At 65.9% G+C, this 16,258-nt stretch carries 18 protein-coding genes; 12 read left to right on the top strand and 6 right to left on the bottom strand.

Annotated features, from left to right (window positions below; genetic code table 11):
- Positions 1 to 2: 2 nt before the first annotated feature.
- Both ACLIMP_RS08125 and ACLIMP_RS08120 read left to right on the top strand, forming a co-directional pair.
- Positions 3 to 752 (top strand): NRDE family protein, encoded by a 750-nt coding sequence (locus ACLIMP_RS08125; protein ID WP_324698686.1) that lies wholly within the window; start codon positions 3 to 5, stop codon positions 750 to 752.
- Between the two features lie 112 nt (positions 753 to 864).
- Positions 865 to 1,926 (top strand): endonuclease/exonuclease/phosphatase family protein, encoded by a 1,062-nt coding sequence (locus tag ACLIMP_RS08120; RefSeq protein WP_443478152.1) that lies wholly within the window; start codon positions 865 to 867, stop codon positions 1,924 to 1,926.
- Between the two features lie 39 nt (positions 1,927 to 1,965).
- On the opposite strand, the gene ACLIMP_RS08115 is transcribed toward ACLIMP_RS08120, so the two are convergent.
- Positions 1,966 to 2,985: an alpha/beta fold hydrolase gene (locus tag ACLIMP_RS08115; protein ID WP_324698684.1), complete on the bottom strand. Its 1,020-nt coding sequence runs from the start codon at positions 2,983 to 2,985 to the stop codon at positions 1,966 to 1,968.
- A gap of 325 nt (positions 2,986 to 3,310) precedes the next feature.
- Here ACLIMP_RS08115 and purB point away from each other — a divergent pair, with 325 nt between their 5' ends.
- From purB to ACLIMP_RS08095, 4 genes are all read left to right on the top strand, one after another.
- Complete coding sequence (gene purB, locus ACLIMP_RS08110) at positions 3,311 to 4,624, top strand: adenylosuccinate lyase (protein ID WP_324698683.1); 1,314 nt, start codon at positions 3,311 to 3,313, stop codon at positions 4,622 to 4,624.
- 90 nt (positions 4,625 to 4,714) lie between these two features.
- Positions 4,715 to 5,050 carry a LapA family protein gene (locus ACLIMP_RS08105; RefSeq protein ID WP_054439803.1) on the top strand — a complete coding sequence of 112 codons (336 nt, stop codon included), beginning with the start codon at positions 4,715 to 4,717 and terminating at the stop codon, positions 5,048 to 5,050.
- Positions 5,051 to 5,054: 4 nt separating this feature from the next.
- Positions 5,055 to 5,732, top strand: coding sequence for an orotidine-5'-phosphate decarboxylase (gene pyrF, locus ACLIMP_RS08100; RefSeq protein ID WP_054439805.1), 678 nt, complete (start codon positions 5,055 to 5,057; stop codon positions 5,730 to 5,732).
- A gap of 177 nt (positions 5,733 to 5,909) precedes the next feature.
- A complete protein-coding gene (locus tag ACLIMP_RS08095) occupies positions 5,910 to 6,668 on the top strand; it encodes an SIMPL domain-containing protein (RefSeq protein ID WP_324698680.1) in 759 nt (252 codons plus the stop codon).
- Positions 6,669 to 6,690: 22 nt separating this feature from the next.
- Here the strand turns inward: ACLIMP_RS08095 and ACLIMP_RS08090 are convergent, their stop codons facing one another.
- The gene (locus ACLIMP_RS08090) at positions 6,691 to 7,050 is read right to left on the bottom strand and encodes a DUF4019 domain-containing protein (RefSeq protein WP_324698679.1); all 360 of its coding nucleotides are present in this window, start codon (positions 7,048 to 7,050) and stop codon (positions 6,691 to 6,693) included.
- Between the two features lie 112 nt (positions 7,051 to 7,162).
- On the opposite strand from ACLIMP_RS08090, the gene ACLIMP_RS08085 reads away from it, so the two are divergent.
- On the top strand, positions 7,163 to 7,804 hold the full coding sequence (locus ACLIMP_RS08085; protein ID WP_443478151.1) for a phosphoribosylanthranilate isomerase: 642 nt from the start codon (positions 7,163 to 7,165) through the stop codon (positions 7,802 to 7,804).
- 140 nt (positions 7,805 to 7,944) lie between these two features.
- Here ACLIMP_RS08085 and ACLIMP_RS08080 read toward each other — a convergent pair whose 3' ends face one another.
- Entirely contained in the window at positions 7,945 to 8,412 is a 468-nt protein-coding gene (locus ACLIMP_RS08080; protein WP_054439809.1) for an outer membrane protein, read from the bottom strand.
- Between the two features lie 256 nt (positions 8,413 to 8,668).
- On the opposite strand from ACLIMP_RS08080, the gene trpB reads away from it, so the two are divergent.
- Genes trpB through ACLIMP_RS08065 form a run of 3 tightly spaced genes read left to right on the top strand, consistent with a single transcriptional unit; the run spans position 8,669 to position 12,020 of the window.
- Positions 8,669 to 9,910: a tryptophan synthase subunit beta gene (gene trpB, locus ACLIMP_RS08075; protein WP_054439811.1), complete on the top strand. Its 1,242-nt coding sequence runs from the start codon at positions 8,669 to 8,671 to the stop codon at positions 9,908 to 9,910.
- 3 nt (positions 9,911 to 9,913) lie between these two features.
- A complete protein-coding gene (gene trpA / locus ACLIMP_RS08070; RefSeq protein ID WP_324698675.1) occupies positions 9,914 to 10,708 on the top strand; it encodes a tryptophan synthase subunit alpha in 795 nt (264 codons plus the stop codon).
- 16 nt (positions 10,709 to 10,724) lie between these two features.
- Positions 10,725 to 12,020: a bifunctional folylpolyglutamate synthase/dihydrofolate synthase gene (locus ACLIMP_RS08065; RefSeq protein WP_443478150.1), complete on the top strand. Its 1,296-nt coding sequence runs from the start codon at positions 10,725 to 10,727 to the stop codon at positions 12,018 to 12,020.
- Here the strand turns inward: ACLIMP_RS08065 and ACLIMP_RS08060 are convergent.
- Positions 12,017 to 13,339, bottom strand: a complete 1,323-nt coding sequence (locus ACLIMP_RS08060) for an AmpG family muropeptide MFS transporter (protein WP_324698671.1) — start codon at positions 13,337 to 13,339, stop codon at positions 12,017 to 12,019. The genes ACLIMP_RS08065 and ACLIMP_RS08060 overlap by 4 nt on opposite strands.
- Before the next feature lie 200 nt (positions 13,340 to 13,539).
- Positions 13,540 to 13,869, bottom strand: coding sequence for a hypothetical protein (locus ACLIMP_RS08055; protein ID WP_420719868.1), 330 nt, complete (start codon positions 13,867 to 13,869; stop codon positions 13,540 to 13,542).
- 258 nt (positions 13,870 to 14,127) lie between these two features.
- Between ACLIMP_RS08055 and ACLIMP_RS08050 the strand changes: the two genes are divergently transcribed.
- Together ACLIMP_RS08050 and rsmD are read left to right on the top strand one after the other, a co-directional pair.
- Entirely contained in the window at positions 14,128 to 14,874 is a 747-nt protein-coding gene (locus ACLIMP_RS08050; RefSeq protein ID WP_243692630.1) for a pseudouridine synthase, read from the top strand.
- A 20-nt stretch (positions 14,875 to 14,894) separates the two neighbouring features.
- Positions 14,895 to 15,470, top strand: coding sequence for a 16S rRNA (guanine(966)-N(2))-methyltransferase RsmD (rsmD, locus tag ACLIMP_RS08045; RefSeq protein ID WP_185998827.1), 576 nt, complete (start codon positions 14,895 to 14,897; stop codon positions 15,468 to 15,470).
- 63 nt (positions 15,471 to 15,533) lie between these two features.
- Here rsmD and ACLIMP_RS08040 read toward each other — a convergent pair whose 3' ends face one another.
- Complete coding sequence (locus ACLIMP_RS08040) at positions 15,534 to 16,172, bottom strand: hypothetical protein (RefSeq protein WP_324698666.1); 639 nt, start codon at positions 16,170 to 16,172, stop codon at positions 15,534 to 15,536.
- Positions 16,173 to 16,258 lie beyond the last annotated feature (86 nt).

The following is a 16,258-nucleotide window of genomic DNA, read 5'->3' as shown; positions in this document are numbered from 1 at the left end:
CGATGTGCGTTGCCGCCGTGGCATGGCAGGCCCACCCGGAATGGCCGCTCGTGGTTGCCGGCAACCGGGACGAGTTCCACACCCGCCCCACCGCCCCGCTCGCGCGCTGGGGTGACGGAAGCGGCATCATCGCCGGACGGGACCTGCTGGGCGGGGGCACCTGGCTGGGCCTCACCGAAGGCGAAACGGCAAGGACGAACCGATTCGTTCTCGTGACCAATTACCGGGTGCCGGAAGGCTCCGTGCCCGGCAGGCCTTCACGCGGAAAGCTTGTCACCGATCTGCTCGAAGGCCGCCGGTCCGAACCGGTCGAATCGATGAACCCCTTCAACCTCGTCGAAGTGGCGGCGGGCGAGGCGCGTTTCCTGACCAACCACCCCGCCCCCGAATCACGCCCGCTCTTGCCGGGCATCCATGGCCTTTCGAACGGCGGGTTCGACGTGCCCTGGCCCAAGACGCTCCAGGTCGAGCAGTCGATTGCCACCTGGCTGGCCCAAGGCGATGCTAACCCTGCAGACCTGCTCGCCGCACTGCGCGCCGAAACCCCGGACCCACGGCTCGCCAGTCCCGAAGACGGCCCGGAGCCGCGCTTCGCCCCGGTCTTCATTCGCGATCCCCTCTATGGCACGCGGTGCAGCACGGTGCTGGCCGTACAGCGCGGCGGCAAGGGCATGATCGTGGAGCGCAGCTTCGCCCCGGACGGCACCACCTTCGGTGAAGTGTGCATGGAATTCCAGTGGTCCACCGCCTGACCGCGCCGCCATGGACTTGCGATCTCGCAGGACTTAGGTCGCTGGCATGTATTTCCGCAAACGGATGAATGGTGGACCTGCTCTTTCCCGAAGCGCTGCGGGAATCGGCCTCATGCTGCTGGTCGCCGGCTGCAACACGATGGCGCCCCCTTCGGCGCAAGTGCCATGCAGCGCCGTCCAGCCGCCCCCGATCACGCTGCTCGACGACGGGCAAACGGCCACCGCGACACTTTCGGTGCTGACTTACAATATGGAAGGCCTCTCCTGGCCCGCGCGCAGCGGCCGGGGGCCGTCCCTCTCGCAGATCGGCCAACGCCTTTCCGCCATGCGCGCTGCCGGAACCGCGCCCGACGTGGTGCTGTTCCAGGAAATGTTCAGCGATGCCGCCAAGCGGGCGGTCGCATCCACCGGCTACCCCGCAATCCACTCCGGCCCGCACCGCACCACCCGCGCCCGCGGCTCCACCAGGCAGAAGCTGCCGGGCAACTCCAATCTCCAGCGCGGCGAGATCGGCATTCATTTCTTCGGCAGCGGCCTTGCCATCGCCTCGCGCTACGCGATCGTCGATACCGCGCGGCGCGCCTATGGGCGCAAATCCTGCGCCGGGTTCGACTGCCTTGCCAACAAGGGCATCGCACTGGCGCGAATCGAGATTCCCGGCGTGCCCACGCTGATCGACATCTACGATACGCACATGAATTCGCGCGGGGCCTCCCGGGCCCCGGCCGCGCGGAATCTCGCAGCGCATGACCGGCAGGCGCTCGAAGCCTCCGAGTTCATCGACCGGACTCACGATGACGCAACGCCGCTGATCTTCGGGGGCGATTTCAACATGCGCCATTCGGAACAGCGCTGGGAGAACTTCTCCCGCTATCAGTCGCTCGATCTCGTCCATCGCATCTGCGCCGAGCCTGCCTCGGGATGCGACGTGCGCATGTCATGGGATGGCGATGAACCGTGGATGGACACGCAGGACCTGCAGTTCCTGTGGAGCGGAGACAGCGTCCGGATCCGCCCGATCCGGGTGGAGGCCCTGTTTGACGGACGCCCGGAAAGCCCGAAGCTATCGGACCATGACGGTTTTCTCGTCACTTACGAACTGCGCTGGAAGGCCTCGGCCACCCCTGCTCCGGCGTGCCGCCGGAACCCCGGCGCCCTGCCGCCGAGCCCGTAACAGCCCACGCGGCTTTCCTCGCCGGTCGATATCCGGCCTTCACGGCGCCGGGGCGCCCAGCACGTCCAGTAATTTCGCGCCGAACACCTCCGGCGCTTCCACTTGCGGCGAATGGCCGAAGTCCGGCAGTTCGACGATGCGCGCGGACGGCATCGCCGCAGCCGCCTGAGGGGCAATCGCCGGAATGGGCTTCAGCTTCGCGCGCACCTCGGCCGGCGCCTGCCCCTTGCCGAACACCGTGGTGTCCTTCATCCCGATCATCAGCGTGACGGGAACGGCGAGGCGGCCGAACTCGTGCGAAACCGGCTGGGTCAGGATCATCTCGGCGGTCTTAGCCTGTGCCAGTTCGGCGGCATCGTTGTCCGGCGTCGCATATTGGCCCGCCAGCATCGCGACCCAGCGGTCGTAGGCTGGCTTCCACTCACCGTGATAGTAGGTATCGAGCTGGTACTGCCGCATTTCGGCATAGCCCTTGGCCTTCTCGGCAGCGAGCAGCTTGTCGAGCGGGACATAGGGCACGCCCTCCTCCATGCGATCGACAAGGCCAAGCGGGTTCACCAGCACGAGCCGCTGCACCGCGCCGGGATACATCAGCGCGAAACGCAGGCCGAGCATGCCACCGGTCGAATGGCCAAGGATGATCGCCTTCTCCAGCCCGACTTTCTCCATCAGCCGGTGCGTCGCATCGGCCATCATCGCGAAACTGTACTGCGCGGAGGCGGGTTTGGACGATTTGCAGAAGCCGAGCTGGTCGGGAATCAACACCCGGTAGCCCGCGCCGAGCAGGGTGCGGGCGGTATCCTCCCACGTCGCACCGCAGAAGTTCTTGCCGTGGAGCAGGACGACGGCCTGCCCGTTGGGCTGGTCCGGCTGCACGTCCATATAGGCCATCGAGGCGCTTTCGGCGCCGACCTTCAGGTCCATGCGCTCGACCTTCCAGGGATAGGGGAAGCGTTCGAGATCGGTGCCGAATTCCTCCAGCTTCGTTTCCTCCGCCTGGGCCGCGGGCGCACCCAGAATGAAGGCAGTGGCGAGAAAAATCGAAAGCGCACGTCGCATCGCTTGTTCTTCCTGTTGTGACGAGGAGCCGCGAAAAGCTGTCCTCTCGATAGCGCATCTCGTGGAACATGGCTCCTTGAAGCCGGAAAAATCGTTTCCCCGCAAAGGTTGCGGAGCGCTTCGATAACCGTCCCGAACACCGCCCAGGCCGTGCAAACCTTGCACGCCCGCGCCGGAACGGCCGCGATCCGGCCTCAGGATTGCGAGAAGCGGGCCCACGCGCCCTTGCCTTTATCGCAAGCCCGCCCTAGCGGCTCTGGCGCAAGAGGCCCGGTCAGCCTGCCAGCGCAGCCCCGGTCGAGTCAGGTCACTCAAGGAGTCGAACATGGTCCCCCGTTACGCCCGCCCCGCAATGACCGCGATCTGGGAACCCGAAGCCCGCTACCGCATCTGGTTCGAGATCGAGGCGCACGCCGCCGTGAAGATGGGCGAGATGGGCACCGTGCCCGAGAGCGCCGGCAAGGCCCTGTGGGACTGGTGGGCCACCAATCCGACCATCGACGTCGCCGCGATCGACGCCATCGAGGCCGTGACCAAGCATGACGTGATCGCCTTCCTTGACTGGGTAGCCCAGCAGGTCGGCCCCGAAGCGCGCTTCATGCACCAGGGCATGACCAGCTCCGACGTGCTCGACACCACGCTGAACGTCCAGCTCGTCAAGGCCGCAGACATCCTGCTCGAAGACCTCGACGCCCTGCTGGCCGCGATCAAGCGCCGCGCCGAAGAGCACAAGTACACCCCGACCATCGGCCGCAGTCACGGCATCCACGCCGAGCCAGTGACTTTCGGCCTCAAGATGGCCGAAGCCTATGCCGAATTCTCGCGCTGCAAGACCCGCCTGCTCGCCGCCCGCGAGGAAGTCGCCACTTGCGCGATCTCGGGCGCCGTGGGCACGTTCGCCAACGTCGATCCGGCCGTGGAAGACTATGTGGCCGACAAGCTCGGCCTCGCGGTCGAGCCGGTCTCGACGCAGGTCATCCCGCGCGATCGCCACGCCATGTTCTTCGCCGTGCTGGGCGTGATCGCCAGCTCGATCGAACGCCTCGCCATCGAAGTCCGCCACCTTCAGCGCACCGAAGTGCTTGAGGCGGAAGAATACTTCTCGCCCGGCCAGAAGGGCTCGTCGGCCATGCCGCACAAGCGCAACCCGGTGCTGACCGAAAACCTCACCGGCCTTGCCCGCGTCGTACGCTCGGCGGTGGTCCCGGCGATGGAAAACGTGGCGCTCTGGCACGAGCGCGACATCTCGCACTCCTCGGTCGAACGCTTCATCGGCCCCGACGCGACCATCACCCTCGACTTCGCACTGGCCCGCCTCACCGGCGTGATCGACAAGCTGCTCGTCTATCCCGAGCGCATGCGGAAGAACCTCGACCGCATGGGCGGCCTCGTCCACTCGCAGCGCGTGCTGCTGGCGCTGACCCAGGCCGGCCTGACGCGCGACCAGTCGTATCGCCTGGTTCAGCGCAATGCGATGAAGGTGTGGGAATCGGACGGTCAGCTCTCGCTGCTCGAACTTCTCAAGGCGGATGAGGAAGTCACCGCCGCGCTGCCGGTCGAAGTGATCGAGGACAAGTTTAACCTCGACTATCACTTCAAGCAGGTCGACACGATCTTCGCGCGCGTTTTCGGGAACTAAGCTTCCAGCCGACACTTCCCATGCCTCGCAATCGCGCTTAGCATCGAGCGCGATTGCGAAGGTCTTGGTACACGAATTGCCGGAGGGAACATGCAGATAGTCCGCACGGTGCTGTGGATTGCGATCACCGCGATCCTGGTCGCTTTCATAGCCATGAACTGGACGAAGGTCCCGGTGAACTTCTGGCCGCTCGACGATGCCAATTACGTTCATTTCGAATGGCCGGTCGGCGTCGTGGCGCTGGTCTTCTTCGGCCTCGGCATGGCCCCGGTGTGGCTCTACCTGCGCGCGATGCGCTGGCGGCTCCAGCGCCGCATCGCCAGCCTGGAAAACTCGCTGCGCGCCAACAGCGTGCCGTCGGCCGTCGCTTCCCCGACCACCGTCGAAACCCCCCTCTCCACCCCAGAACCCTCGCCGGAACCTTGAGAACATGAACAGCAATCCCGTCTATCTCGCCCTCGACCTGCCCCGCCTAGACGCCGCAGAGGCGCTGGCGCGAAAGGTTTCCGGGCACATCGGCGGGATCAAGCTCGGTCTCGAATTCTTCTGCGCCCACGGCCATCACGGCGTGCACGAACTGCACAAGCTCGGCCTGCCGATCTTTCTCGACCTCAAGCTGCACGACATTCCGAACACCGTGGCCGGCGCCATGCAGGCGATCCACGTGCTCGAACCGTCGATCGTCACCATCCACGCCGCCGGTGGCCGCGCCATGATGGAAGACGCCAAGGCCGCTGCCGGAGAGAACTGCAAGGTCGTGGCGGTCACCGTGCTGACCAGCCTCGACGGCGGCGACCTGAACGCCATCGGCGTCAACGCCGAACCGCACGAACAGGCCCTGCGCCTGGCGGATCTTGCCCATTCTGCCGGGCTCGACGGCATCGTCTGCTCTGGCCACGAAGTCGCCGCCGTCCATCAGCAGTGGAAGGACGGCTACTTCGTCGTCCCCGGCCTGCGCCCGGACGATGGCCGCAATGGCGACCAGAAGCGCACCATGACCCCGCGCGCCGCGCGCGATGCCGGCGCCAGCGTACTTGTCGTCGGCCGCCCGATCAGCCGCGCCGAAGACCCCCTCGCCGCCGCGCGCGCGATCGAGGCCACGCTCTGAACTGAAATCCGCTGCCGGCGGTTGTTCGCGTCACCGGCCCGTTCGGGCCGGTGCGACGCCGCGTGGAACACAAACCTTTCATAGCGCAAAATGCACGGTTCAGCGCCGGGCAACCTCTCGCCAGCCAGATCGTTGATCCGGCCAATGAATGGCCAAATGGATAGAGAGTGCGACCTCATGAAATCCCTGAACCTGCTTGCCGTTACCACCGCCGCCCTGGCATCGACGATGGCGGTTCCCGCCCTTGCCCAGGACTCCGGCATGATCCCCGCGATTGCGGCGGGCCACACGCTGCTGACGATCAACGCCCAAGGCTCTTCCACCCGCACGCCTGACATGGCGGGCTTCTCGGCGGGCGTCACCACGCAGGGCGCCACCGCCAGCGAAGCGCTGAACAGCAATTCGACGCGGATGGGCCAGGTCATCGCCTCGCTCAAGCGTGCAGGCGTTGCCGACAAGGACATCCAGACCAGCAGTCTCAGCGTCAACCCGGTCTATGCGCAGCCCAAGCGCCAGCCTGACGGATCCTATGTCGACGGCCCGCGCGAGATCGTCGGTTACGAGGCCGGCAACACCGTCAGCGTTCGCCAGCGCAAGCTCGACGATATGGGCAAGGTGATCGACGCGCTGGTCAAGGCGGGCGCGAATCAGGTCAACGGCCCCAACTTCATGCTCTCCCAGCCCGACGCCGCGCAGAACGAGGCGCGAGTCGCCGCGATCAAGGACGCGCGCGCACGGGCCGATCTCTATGCCGGCGCCACCGGCCTGCGGGTGGCCCGCATCATTTCCATCAGCGAGAGCGGCGGTTATTCGCCGTCACCGATCATGTACCGTGCCAAGGCTGCCATGGATTCCGTGGCCGCCGCTCCCCCGGTCGCCGCAGGCGAACTGGAAACCAACGTGAACGTCACGGTGCAGTTCGAACTCGCCCCCTGATCCCCCCTCTGACTGCCCCCGGTCAGTTCAGCATCATATCCTGCGAATCGATGTTGTAGCCCACCAGGGTCATTCCGCCTCCGTCACCCTTGCGATAGACAAACTGCTCGACCCCGGAGCCATGCTCGAAGGTCGTCTGGTACGTGAGGGTGACGAAGCTGCCGCCGGTGGTGGCATTGGCATTCCAGCCGACCTGCTTCGCTTCGCGAACCTTGCCCAGCTTGCGGTGCACGGCATCGAGGAACTTCTCGAACTGCGGGCGCTGAGTCGTCTCGCGCAATTGCGGATCGGCCTTGGTCCAGACCTGCTGCCACTGCCCGGCATCGAGCGCCTGATGGAACTTGCCGACTTCGATCTCGGCATCCTTGAACGACTCCTTCACCCCGCAGCCTCCCAGCATTGCAGCGGCGGCAAATGGCATTAGATAGCGGCCCAGTCGGTTCATCATCGGTCCCCCTTCACATCGGGGACACAATCTAGGCCAGAAAAGCGACATGCCAACTGCGGCGATCAAGATCTGCGGGATAAGCACGCCCGAAGCGCTCGAAGCGGCGATCCGCGCGCGGGCGGCCCACGCCGGCTTCGTGTTCTTTCCCAGAAGCCCCCGGAACGTCACGCCCGCGCAGGCTGCCCTGCTTTCGCAGCAGGCCGGAAGCCGCATCGGCAAGGTCGGGCTGTTCGTCGATGTCGATGACGCGGCGATCGCCGAAGCCGTGGCCGGCGCCCGCCTCGATGCGCTCCAGCTTCATGGCAGTGAAAGCCCCGAACGCGCCGCGGCATTGCGTGATCGCTTCGGGATAGCGGTGTGGAAAGCCCTGTCCGTGGCCACCGCCGAAGATGCCGCCAGGGCCGCAGCCTATGCCGGTGCCGTGGATCTCGTGCTGTTCGACGCCAAGACGCCCAAGGGCTCGCTGCCGGGCGGAATGGGCCTCAGCTTCGACTGGAGCCTGGTGGCGGACTGGAAGGGGCCGGTCCCCTGGGGCCTCGCCGGCGGCCTTACGCCGGACAACGTCGCTCAGGCCATCAGGATGACCCGCACGCCGCTGGTCGATACGTCCTCGGGCGTGGAAAGCGCGCCGGGCGTAAAGGACCTCGACCGGATCGATGCCTTCGCCCGCGCCGTGCGCGGCGCCTGAGCAGCCGCGGCCTGCGCCAAAGAGAAAGGGCGGCCCCTCATAGACCGCCCTTCCCTGGCTTACGCTCCTTGCAGAGCGGATTCCCATCGTCCGGCCCCGGCCTGGCGAACTCGGTAGCTGCGCCAGGCCGAAGCGTTCGATCAGAACTTGTAGCCGACGCCAACCAGGCCGACGTCTGCGTCGGGGGTGTTGTCGCCAACCAGCAGGTGCTTGTATTCAGCCTTGGCGTAGAACTGGCTGCCGAGGCCCTGCTCGACACCGCCACCAACAGCAACGGCGCTGTTGCCGTACTTGCTGAACTTCGACTGCCAGGTCGAAGCGGCATAAAGCTTGGTGGCCGGAAGGACCTTGAAGCCGGCGCGGCCGCCGACGCCCCACGAAACGCGGGTGTTGTCGGTCAGGATCTTGTCCGCCGAACCTTCGACGCCCACGAAGAACTTGTCACCCAGGTCGTAATCGTAACCGACAGCGACGCCAGCAACTGCTTCGCTGTCGCTACCGTCCCAGATCACGCCGGTGCGCGCTTCAACGCGTGCTTCGTTGGCCAGGGCGGGAGTAGCAGCAGCCACGGCAGCAACCGCGGCGAGCGAAACGAGTGCAATACGCATATTTTTTAACTCCAGTGTGTCCCCGGCCCTCACCGGGGGAGGCCCCGCTGCTCCCCCTTACCTTTCGCCCAGATGAACAAAATTATTCATAATTACCCGAAACCGTCATGAAACTGCCGCTTACAGACATTATATTGCCAATGCATCCAGTGGTGTTGCATGATTTGCAATTGAAATCGGGCAACTCGTCCCCATGCAGTCTAATAGAGGCGAAGGCGCTGGACTTGGCCGCGCCGCTCTGCCAATCGGCCCGATCATGACCGCACAGACGCCCGTGAACAGTCTCCGCAGCCTGCCCGACGATACCGGCCACTTCGGCCAGTTCGGTGGTCGCTACGTCGCCGAGACCCTGATGCCGCTGATCCTCGATCTCGAGACGGAATACCGCAAGGCACAGGCGGACCCGGCATTCTGGGCGGAATTCGACGCGCTGATGAAGGATTTCGTGGGCCGTCCCAGCCCGCTCTACTATGCGCCGCGCATCACCGAGTATTTCCGCGCCCTTGCCCCGGAAGGCAAAGGCCCGAAGGTGTATTTCAAGCGCGAAGAGCTGAACCACACCGGCGCGCACAAGATCAACAACTGCATCGGCCAGATCCTGCTCGCCATCCGCATGGGCAAGAAGAAGATCATCGCCGAAACCGGTGCCGGCCAGCACGGCGTAGCCACGGCCACCGTCGCCGCGCGCTTCGGCCTGCCCTGCAAGATCTTCATGGGCGCCAAGGACATCGAGCGCCAGAAGCCCAACGTGTTCCGCATGAAGCTGCTGGGCGCGGAAGTGATCTCCTGCGAAAGCGGATCGCAGTCCCTCAAGGACTCGATGAACGACGCGCTGCGCTACTGGGTCGCGAACGTCCACGACACTTTCTACATCATCGGCACTGCCGCAGGCCCGCACCCCTATCCTGAACTGGTGCGCGATTTCCAGTCGATCATCGGCAAGGAAACGCGCGAGCAGATGCTGGAGAAGGAAGGCCGCCTGCCCGACATGCTGGTGGCAGCCGTGGGCGGCGGATCGAACGCGATCGGCCTGTTCCACCCCTTCCTCGACGATCCCGAAGTCGCAATGACCGGCATCGAGGCAGCGGGCCACGGCATCGACACCGACAAGCACGCCGCCTCGCTCACCGGCGGCAAGCCCGGCATCCTCCACGGCAACAAGACATACCTGCTGCAGGACGAGGACGGCCAGATCACCGAGGCTCACTCGATCTCGGCCGGGCTCGACTATCCGGGGCTTGGGCCGGAGCACTCGTGGCTGCATGAAAGCGGCCGCGTGAACTACGTGCCGATCACCGATACGCAGGCGCTCGAAGCGTTCCAGCTCTGCTGCGAACTCGAAGGCATCATCCCGGCGCTCGAAAGCTCGCACGCGCTGGCCGCGCTGCCGCAGCTGACGGCTCAGATGGACGAGGACAAGCTGCTCGTCGTCAACGTCTCGGGCCGCGGCGACAAGGACATCTTCACCGTCGCCGAAGCGCTGGGCGTGGAGCTTTAATCGATGACCCGCTTCGAAACCGCATTCGCCAAGGAAATTAACGGGAAAAGCCGGGCGGCGCTCGTCTGCTTCATCACCGGCGGTGATGGCGACACTGCCGCCAATCTCGACGCGCTGGTCGCAGGCGGCGCCGACGTGATCGAACTCGGCATGCCCTTCACCGATCCGATGGCCGACGGCCCGGCGATCCAGGAAGCGAACATCCGCAGCCTCGACGCCGGCACCAAGACCGCCGACATCTTCCGCATGGCGAGCGAATTCCGCGCCCGTCATCCGCAGGTTCCGCTGGTGCTGATGGGCTATGCCAACCCGATGATCGCGCGCGGCGCGGACTGGTTCGCGGACGAATGCGCCAAGGCCGGTGTCGACGGCGTGATCTGCGTCGACATCCCGCCCGAGGAAGATGCCGAGCTCGGTCCGGCCTTGCGCGCCAGGAGCGTCTCGCTGATCCGCCTCGCGACGCCGACGACCGACGCCGCGCGCCTTCCTGCCGTTCTCAGTGGCTCCTCGGGCTTCCTCTACTACGTCTCTGTCGCCGGTGTGACCGGCATGCAGCAGGCCGCTCAGGGCTCGATCGAGGACGCCGTGGCAAAGCTCAAGGCGGCCAGCACGATCCCGGTTGCGGTCGGTTTCGGCGTCCGTACCCCCGAACAGGCAGCGCAGATCGCCAAAGTCGCGGATGGTGTCGTGGTCGGTTCGGCTCTGGTCGATCTGGTCAAGCAGCACGGAACCGAAGCCCCGGCACATTTGCGCGAACTGACCTCGGCCCTGGCCGAGGCTGTCCACGCCGCCCGATAAGCACGGAATTCCGCCGATGCGCGACTTCGCGGTTTCGGATTCGCCCGAGGTTCAGGCCCAGCTCGACCGGCTCGGCGCGCTCGCCGTGCCGCAGGGTCGCCTCGGCCTCGAAACGATCCGCACGCTCCTTGCGCGTCTCGGCGACCCGCAAAAGCACCTGCCGCCGACCTTCCATGTGGCCGGAACCAACGGCAAGGGTTCGACCTGCACTTACCTGCGCGCCATGCTGGAAGCGCAGGGGCTGACGGTCCACACCGCCACCAAGCCGCACCTCGTGCGCTACAACGAGCGTATCCGTCTGGCCGGCAAGCTTATCGACGACGGCATGCTGGCCACCTTGCTGGCGGAAGTGCTCGATACCGGCGAAGACCTTGCTCCCAGTTTCTTCGAAGTGACGACGGCAGCGATCTTCCTCGCCTTCGCGCGGGTTCCTGCGGATGCCTGCGTGATCGAAGTCGGGCTTGGCGGGCGCTTCGATGCCACCAACGTGATCGAACATCCGGCCGCGGTCGGCATCGTCACGCTGGGCATCGACCATGAGGCCTTCCTGCTTCGGCCGGAGCCGGGAGTTCCCCAGGAACCGCTCGCCCGCATCGCCTTCGAAAAGGCCGGCATCGTCCGTCCCGGCGCTCCGGCTTGCACCCTCGCCTATCCGGAATCAGCCGAACTCGAAATCGAACGTGCCGCCATGACCGCCGGTGCGCCGCTGCACATGCTCGGGCGGGACTGGGACGCCAGCGTGGGCGAAAGGATCGAGTATTCGGACCGGCACGGCGAACTCGTGCTGCCGCTGCCCAGCCTGCCGGGCTCCCACCAGGCCGAGAATGCGGCACTGGCCGTCGCCATCCTGCGCCATCAGGACCGTGTTTCCGTCTCGCCCGAAGCGATGGCGCGGGGCATCGAGGCGGCACGCTGGCCAGCGCGACTGCAACGCCTGTCAGCCGGCCCGCTCACCCAATTCGCAGGAGCACGCGAAGTGTGGCTCGACGGCGGTCACAATCCCGATGCCGGGCTCGCGATCGGCCGCCACTTCACAGGGCAGCGCCTGCATCTCGTGATCGGAATGCTCGCGAACAAGGACCCTGGCGCCATCACCGATCCGCTCGCCGCGAATCTCGCGAGCATCCGCGCGGTTCCGGTGCCTGGCCACGAATGCCATGGCCCTGCAAGCTTTGGCTCCAAAGCCCTGGCAGCGCGCACCGTGGAGGAAGCACTGGCAGCCCTGCCCGACGACGGACTGCCCGTGCTGATCGCCGGCTCGCTCTACCTCTCGGGCGAGGTCCTGCGCGCCAACGAGGAGATTCCCGACTAGAACTCCCCAGGATTGTCCTCACCCGCGGTCCCCATCGCCTGATCGACAAGGCCGGTCCGGCACATCCACCAGAACAGGACGATGCCGGGCAGCGAAGCGACGGTGGTGACGAGGTAGAAGTTCACGTAGCCCAAGGCCTCGATCAGAGCGCCTGCCGTCGTACCGGTCAGGAAACGGCCGACGACACTGGCACTCGCCGAAATCAGGGCATATTGCGAGGCCGTATAGCGCAAGTCGCAGAGCGCCGAGAAATAGGCGATGACGACGACCCCGCCATAACCCGAAGCGATGTTCTCGAACCCGATTGCGCCGGCCATTCCCCAGTTGCTGTGCCCGGCGGCAGCCAGCGCCGCGAAGCTGAGATTGGAAATCCCCATCAGCACCAGCGAAACCATGACAGAGCGCTTCAGGCCCATCTTTGCGAATGCCACCCCGCCGATGAACACACCGATCAGATAGGCCCAGAAGCCCAGCCCCACGTCGTAGATGGCGATTTCGTCATTGCTGAAGCCAAGATCGTCGAACAGCAGGCGGAACGTGAGATTGGCCAGCGTGTCGCCGATCTTGTGGACGAGGATGAACAGCAGGACGAGAAACGCGCCGTTGCGGCGGAAAAACTCGCCAAACGGCCCGGCAATCGAATTCCAGACCTCCACGACACCGCGCTTTTCCACCACCACCTTGCGGCGTTCCGGCTCGCCGAGGAACAGCGCGGTGAGCATTGCGGGCAGCGCGAAGACCGCACAGGCCGCATAGCCCGCACTCCAGCCGTAACGCGCCGCCAGAATCAGCGCCAGCGCGCCCGCACCGGCAGAGCCGATGCGCCAGCCATATTGGCTCATGCCCGAGCCGGTGCCGAGCTGGTAGGGCTTCAGCGTCTCGATACGGTAGGCGTCGATAACGATGTCGAAGCTGGCGCCGGCAGCGCCCACCAGCACGGCGGCGATGACCGTCGCCCGGATACTGGCAGCCGGATCGACCAGCGCCAGATTGAGCACCGCGGCGATCACAAACACGCCGCAAACCAGCATCCACGAGACGCGCTGGCCAAGCCGGCCGATCACCGGAAGGCGTACGCCATCGATGATCCAGGCCCAGAAAATCTTGAGATTATAGACAAGGAAGGCAAGCGTGAAAGCGGTAACGGTCTTCTTGTCGATCCCGTCCTGCGCCAGGCGCGTCGTCAGCGTCGCGCCGATCATCGCATAAGGAAAACCCGATGACAGGCCGAGCAGGAATGCCGCCAGCGATTCCTTTTCGAGATAGGGCTTGATTGAATCCCAGACGCCGCGACGCTGTTCGATGCTTTGGGCGTCCACGCCTTACTCCCTGAAATTGCGATCCCGCGCCAACCTAACGCCGCAATGCTCGAAGGGAAGGCTGGATGAAGCGGCGATCAACAGGTATGGGCGGGCGAATGTCCAAACCTCCTTTCAAATCCGGCGGCCCGAAGCGTGGCGGCTCTTCCCGCGATGGCGGATCTTCTCGCGGCCCCTTCCGCACCGGCTCTGGCAACAGCTCAGGCAACGGAGGTCGGCGCGGCGCCGATAGAACCGGACGCGATGGCGCCCCCCGCAGCGACGGCCGCCGCGAAGAAGGCCGACGGGAGGAAAGCACCGGACGTGGCCGCGGCCCCCGCGACGGCCTGTCGCGCGATACGCGCCCGTCGCGGGATGATCGTCCGGCTCGTGCAGAGCGCTCCGGCCGCGACGACCGCCCGGCACGCGGTGGACGCGGCGATCGCGGCGAACTCTTTGGCCGCAACGAACGCCCGGTACGCGACGAGCGCCGCGCGCGCGACGACCGGCCCGTCCGCTCCGAACGCCCGGCACGCGGCGACCGGCCCCACCGGGACGACGCTCCGGCGCGCGGTGAACGCCCCGCACGTTCGGCCAGTGGCCCGCGGGACGGCGCGCCGCGCCGGAGCCCCGGCTCGCGTTCCGGCGAGTTTACACCTTCCGGCGGCGCATATGTTTCGCGCGGCTCGCGCCAGTCGGATTCGCGGCGACAGGACTCCCGGCCGTTCGACGGCGATCGCCCTCGCAGGAAACCGCCCCGCTCGGCCCCGCAGGCTGCCGCTCCTACGCCCAAAACGCCGGGAATGCCCGTGCGCGAAGGCGAACGCATCGCCAAGCTTCTCGCACGCGCCGGAATCGCCAGCCGCCGCGAGGCGGAACGGATGATCATCGAAGGCCGCGTCAAGCTGGGCGAGGACGTGATCGAAACGCCGTCTACCGTGCTGCACGATCTTCGCGGCGTGACGGTTGACGGCAATGCCGTCCGGGAGGCGGAGGAAACCCGCCTCTTCGTCTTCCACAAGCCCGCAGGCCTCCTTACTGCCGAACGCGATCCGATCGGCCGCCCCACGATCTACACCGCGCTGCGCAACGCCCTGCCCGAGGGCAGCGGCCGCGTGATGCCGATCGGCCGCCTCGACCTCAACACCGAGGGCCTGCTCCTGTTGACCAATGACGGCGAATTCAAGCGCCAGCTTGAACTGCCCGCCACCGGCGTGCCGCGCACGTATCGTGCCCGCACATTCGGTGACATTTCGCAGGACCAACTCGAGGATCTGATCGAAGGCATCGAGATCGAGGGCGTGGTCTACGGCAAGATCGACGCCAACATGGAGCGCCGCACGGGGCGTAACCAGTGGATCGAGATGACCCTTACCGAAGGCAAGAACCGCGAAGTCCGCCGCGTTCTCGAACATCTCGGTCTGCAGGTCAGCCGCCTGATCCGCACCTCCTACGGGCCGTTCCGTCTACTGGACCTGCCCAAGGGAATGGCGTTCGAGGTGGCTCCGCGCGATCTCGATAACTTCCGCCGCACGCTGCCGGGCAACGCCGCATGAAAGTGGGAGCGAAGGCCCCGATGAAAGGCGGTCCGATCAAGACCGGCCTGCGCATCGTTGCCGGTGAATGGCGCGGCCGGAAGCTGGCCACGCCGGAGGGGGAAAATACCCGCCCCACCGCAGACCGCACGCGCGAGACGCTGTTCTCGATGCTGGCCAGCCGTCTGGGCACTTTCGAGGGCTTGAAAGTGGCCGATCTCTTCGCGGGATCGGGCGCGCTGGGGTTCGAGGCGCTTTCACGCGGCGCGGCGCACTGCCTGTTCGTGGACCAGGATCCGGCAGCCATCCGCGCGATCCGCTCCAACATTGCCAACCTGCAGGCACAGGGCAAAAGCGATGTCCGGGCAGGTTCGGTAATGGCGCTCGGGCCTGCGAAGGACGTCCTCGACCTCGTCCTGCTCGATCCGCCTTACGAGACCGGGGCCGGGGTCGTCGCGATCGACAAGCTCGCGCGGCTGGGCTGGATTGGCGAGCAGACCTGGATATGCCTTGAAACCTCCCGCACCGAGGCCGTGTCCATTCGGGGCTTCGAGGTGGAATCGGCACGCGACGTCGGCAAGGCGCGCCTGCACTTCCTTCGCAAGACCGAATCCTGAATTCGCCGGCCTGAAGCAGTGCGCGTTGAAGCGCGCCGCTTCAGGCCGGAAGTCTTGCCTTCCTCAGACGCCGCCGCGATTGCGGCAATTGTCCGTCACCTTCTTGCTGCATACCGGATACGGCTTGTCCATCGCGGTCGCCGGAGGGGGCGTCAGCGCGCCCTTGTACGGGCCGCCCTGATATCCCTGATCGGCGGGCATCGCGGGGCGCACCGCCTGCTGCGCAAACTGCGGGTCGGGGACGCCGGTCGTGGGCATCCCCTCACCCGGAGGATTGGCCTGAGTGGGCGGCGTGGTCGGGGTCTGCCCGGCAAGCTGCTGCGATATGGAATTCCAGGCGATTGCCTGCTGCTCGGGCGTCATCTTGTAGATCTGTCCGCGCTGGTCCGGCGTGAGCGCCCAGTAGCCTTTCTGCTGCGGGTCCGTCAGGCTCCAGTAATAGGCCTGATACTCCGGCGACCAGGAATCGTAATCGGCACGCTGGGCTGCCGGCCACGAATCGTACATAGCCTTCTGTTCGGCAGACATTGATGCCGGAGAGATCGGCCTGGCCGGCGGCGTCCCGGAATCCGAAGGTGCTGCCGGCGGCGGAGGGGCTTCTGGCGCGGCGGGCATTTCGCCATTGGTATCCTGCGCCCCGATCGCTCCCGACATTCCCAGGAACGAAAGCGCGGCGGCTCCGGCAAGGAGATATTTTCGCATGATCGCTCTCCATGTTCTTGTTCGTGAACAACCGACGCCCCGTCCCTGGGATTGTTCCCCCGGTGCGACGAAGCGGCCTTGCGCCG

Source organism: Novosphingobium aeonii, assembly GCF_052279045.1.
Taxonomy (GTDB): Bacteria; Pseudomonadota; Alphaproteobacteria; order Sphingomonadales; family Sphingomonadaceae; genus Novosphingobium.
Note: the sequence above shows the minus strand (reverse complement) of the source record. Positions and strands in the feature narration are given on the sequence as shown.

Coding starts and splice junctions, on each gene's coding strand:
- ACLIMP_RS08125 (WP_324698686.1), top strand. CDS start 3: ATGTGCGTTGCCGCCGTGGCATGGCAGGCCCACCCGGAATGGCCGCTC.
- ACLIMP_RS08120 (WP_443478152.1), top strand. CDS start 865: ATGCTGCTGGTCGCCGGCTGCAACACGATGGCGCCCCCTTCGGCGCAA.
- ACLIMP_RS08115 (WP_324698684.1), bottom strand. CDS start 2,985: ATGCGACGTGCGCTTTCGATTTTTCTCGCCACTGCCTTCATTCTGGGT.
- purB (WP_324698683.1), top strand. CDS start 3,311: ATGGTCCCCCGTTACGCCCGCCCCGCAATGACCGCGATCTGGGAACCC.
- ACLIMP_RS08105 (WP_054439803.1), top strand. CDS start 4,715: ATGCAGATAGTCCGCACGGTGCTGTGGATTGCGATCACCGCGATCCTG.
- pyrF (WP_054439805.1), top strand. CDS start 5,055: ATGAACAGCAATCCCGTCTATCTCGCCCTCGACCTGCCCCGCCTAGAC.
- ACLIMP_RS08095 (WP_324698680.1), top strand. CDS start 5,910: ATGAAATCCCTGAACCTGCTTGCCGTTACCACCGCCGCCCTGGCATCG.
- ACLIMP_RS08085 (WP_443478151.1), top strand. CDS start 7,163: ATGCCAACTGCGGCGATCAAGATCTGCGGGATAAGCACGCCCGAAGCG.
- ACLIMP_RS08080 (WP_054439809.1), bottom strand. CDS start 8,412: ATGCGTATTGCACTCGTTTCGCTCGCCGCGGTTGCTGCCGTGGCTGCT.
- trpB (WP_054439811.1), top strand. CDS start 8,669: ATGACCGCACAGACGCCCGTGAACAGTCTCCGCAGCCTGCCCGACGAT.
- trpA (WP_324698675.1), top strand. CDS start 9,914: ATGACCCGCTTCGAAACCGCATTCGCCAAGGAAATTAACGGGAAAAGC.
- ACLIMP_RS08065 (WP_443478150.1), top strand. CDS start 10,725: ATGCGCGACTTCGCGGTTTCGGATTCGCCCGAGGTTCAGGCCCAGCTC.
- rsmD (WP_185998827.1), top strand. CDS start 14,895: ATGAAAGGCGGTCCGATCAAGACCGGCCTGCGCATCGTTGCCGGTGAA.
- ACLIMP_RS08040 (WP_324698666.1), bottom strand. CDS start 16,172: ATGCGAAAATATCTCCTTGCCGGAGCCGCCGCGCTTTCGTTCCTGGGA.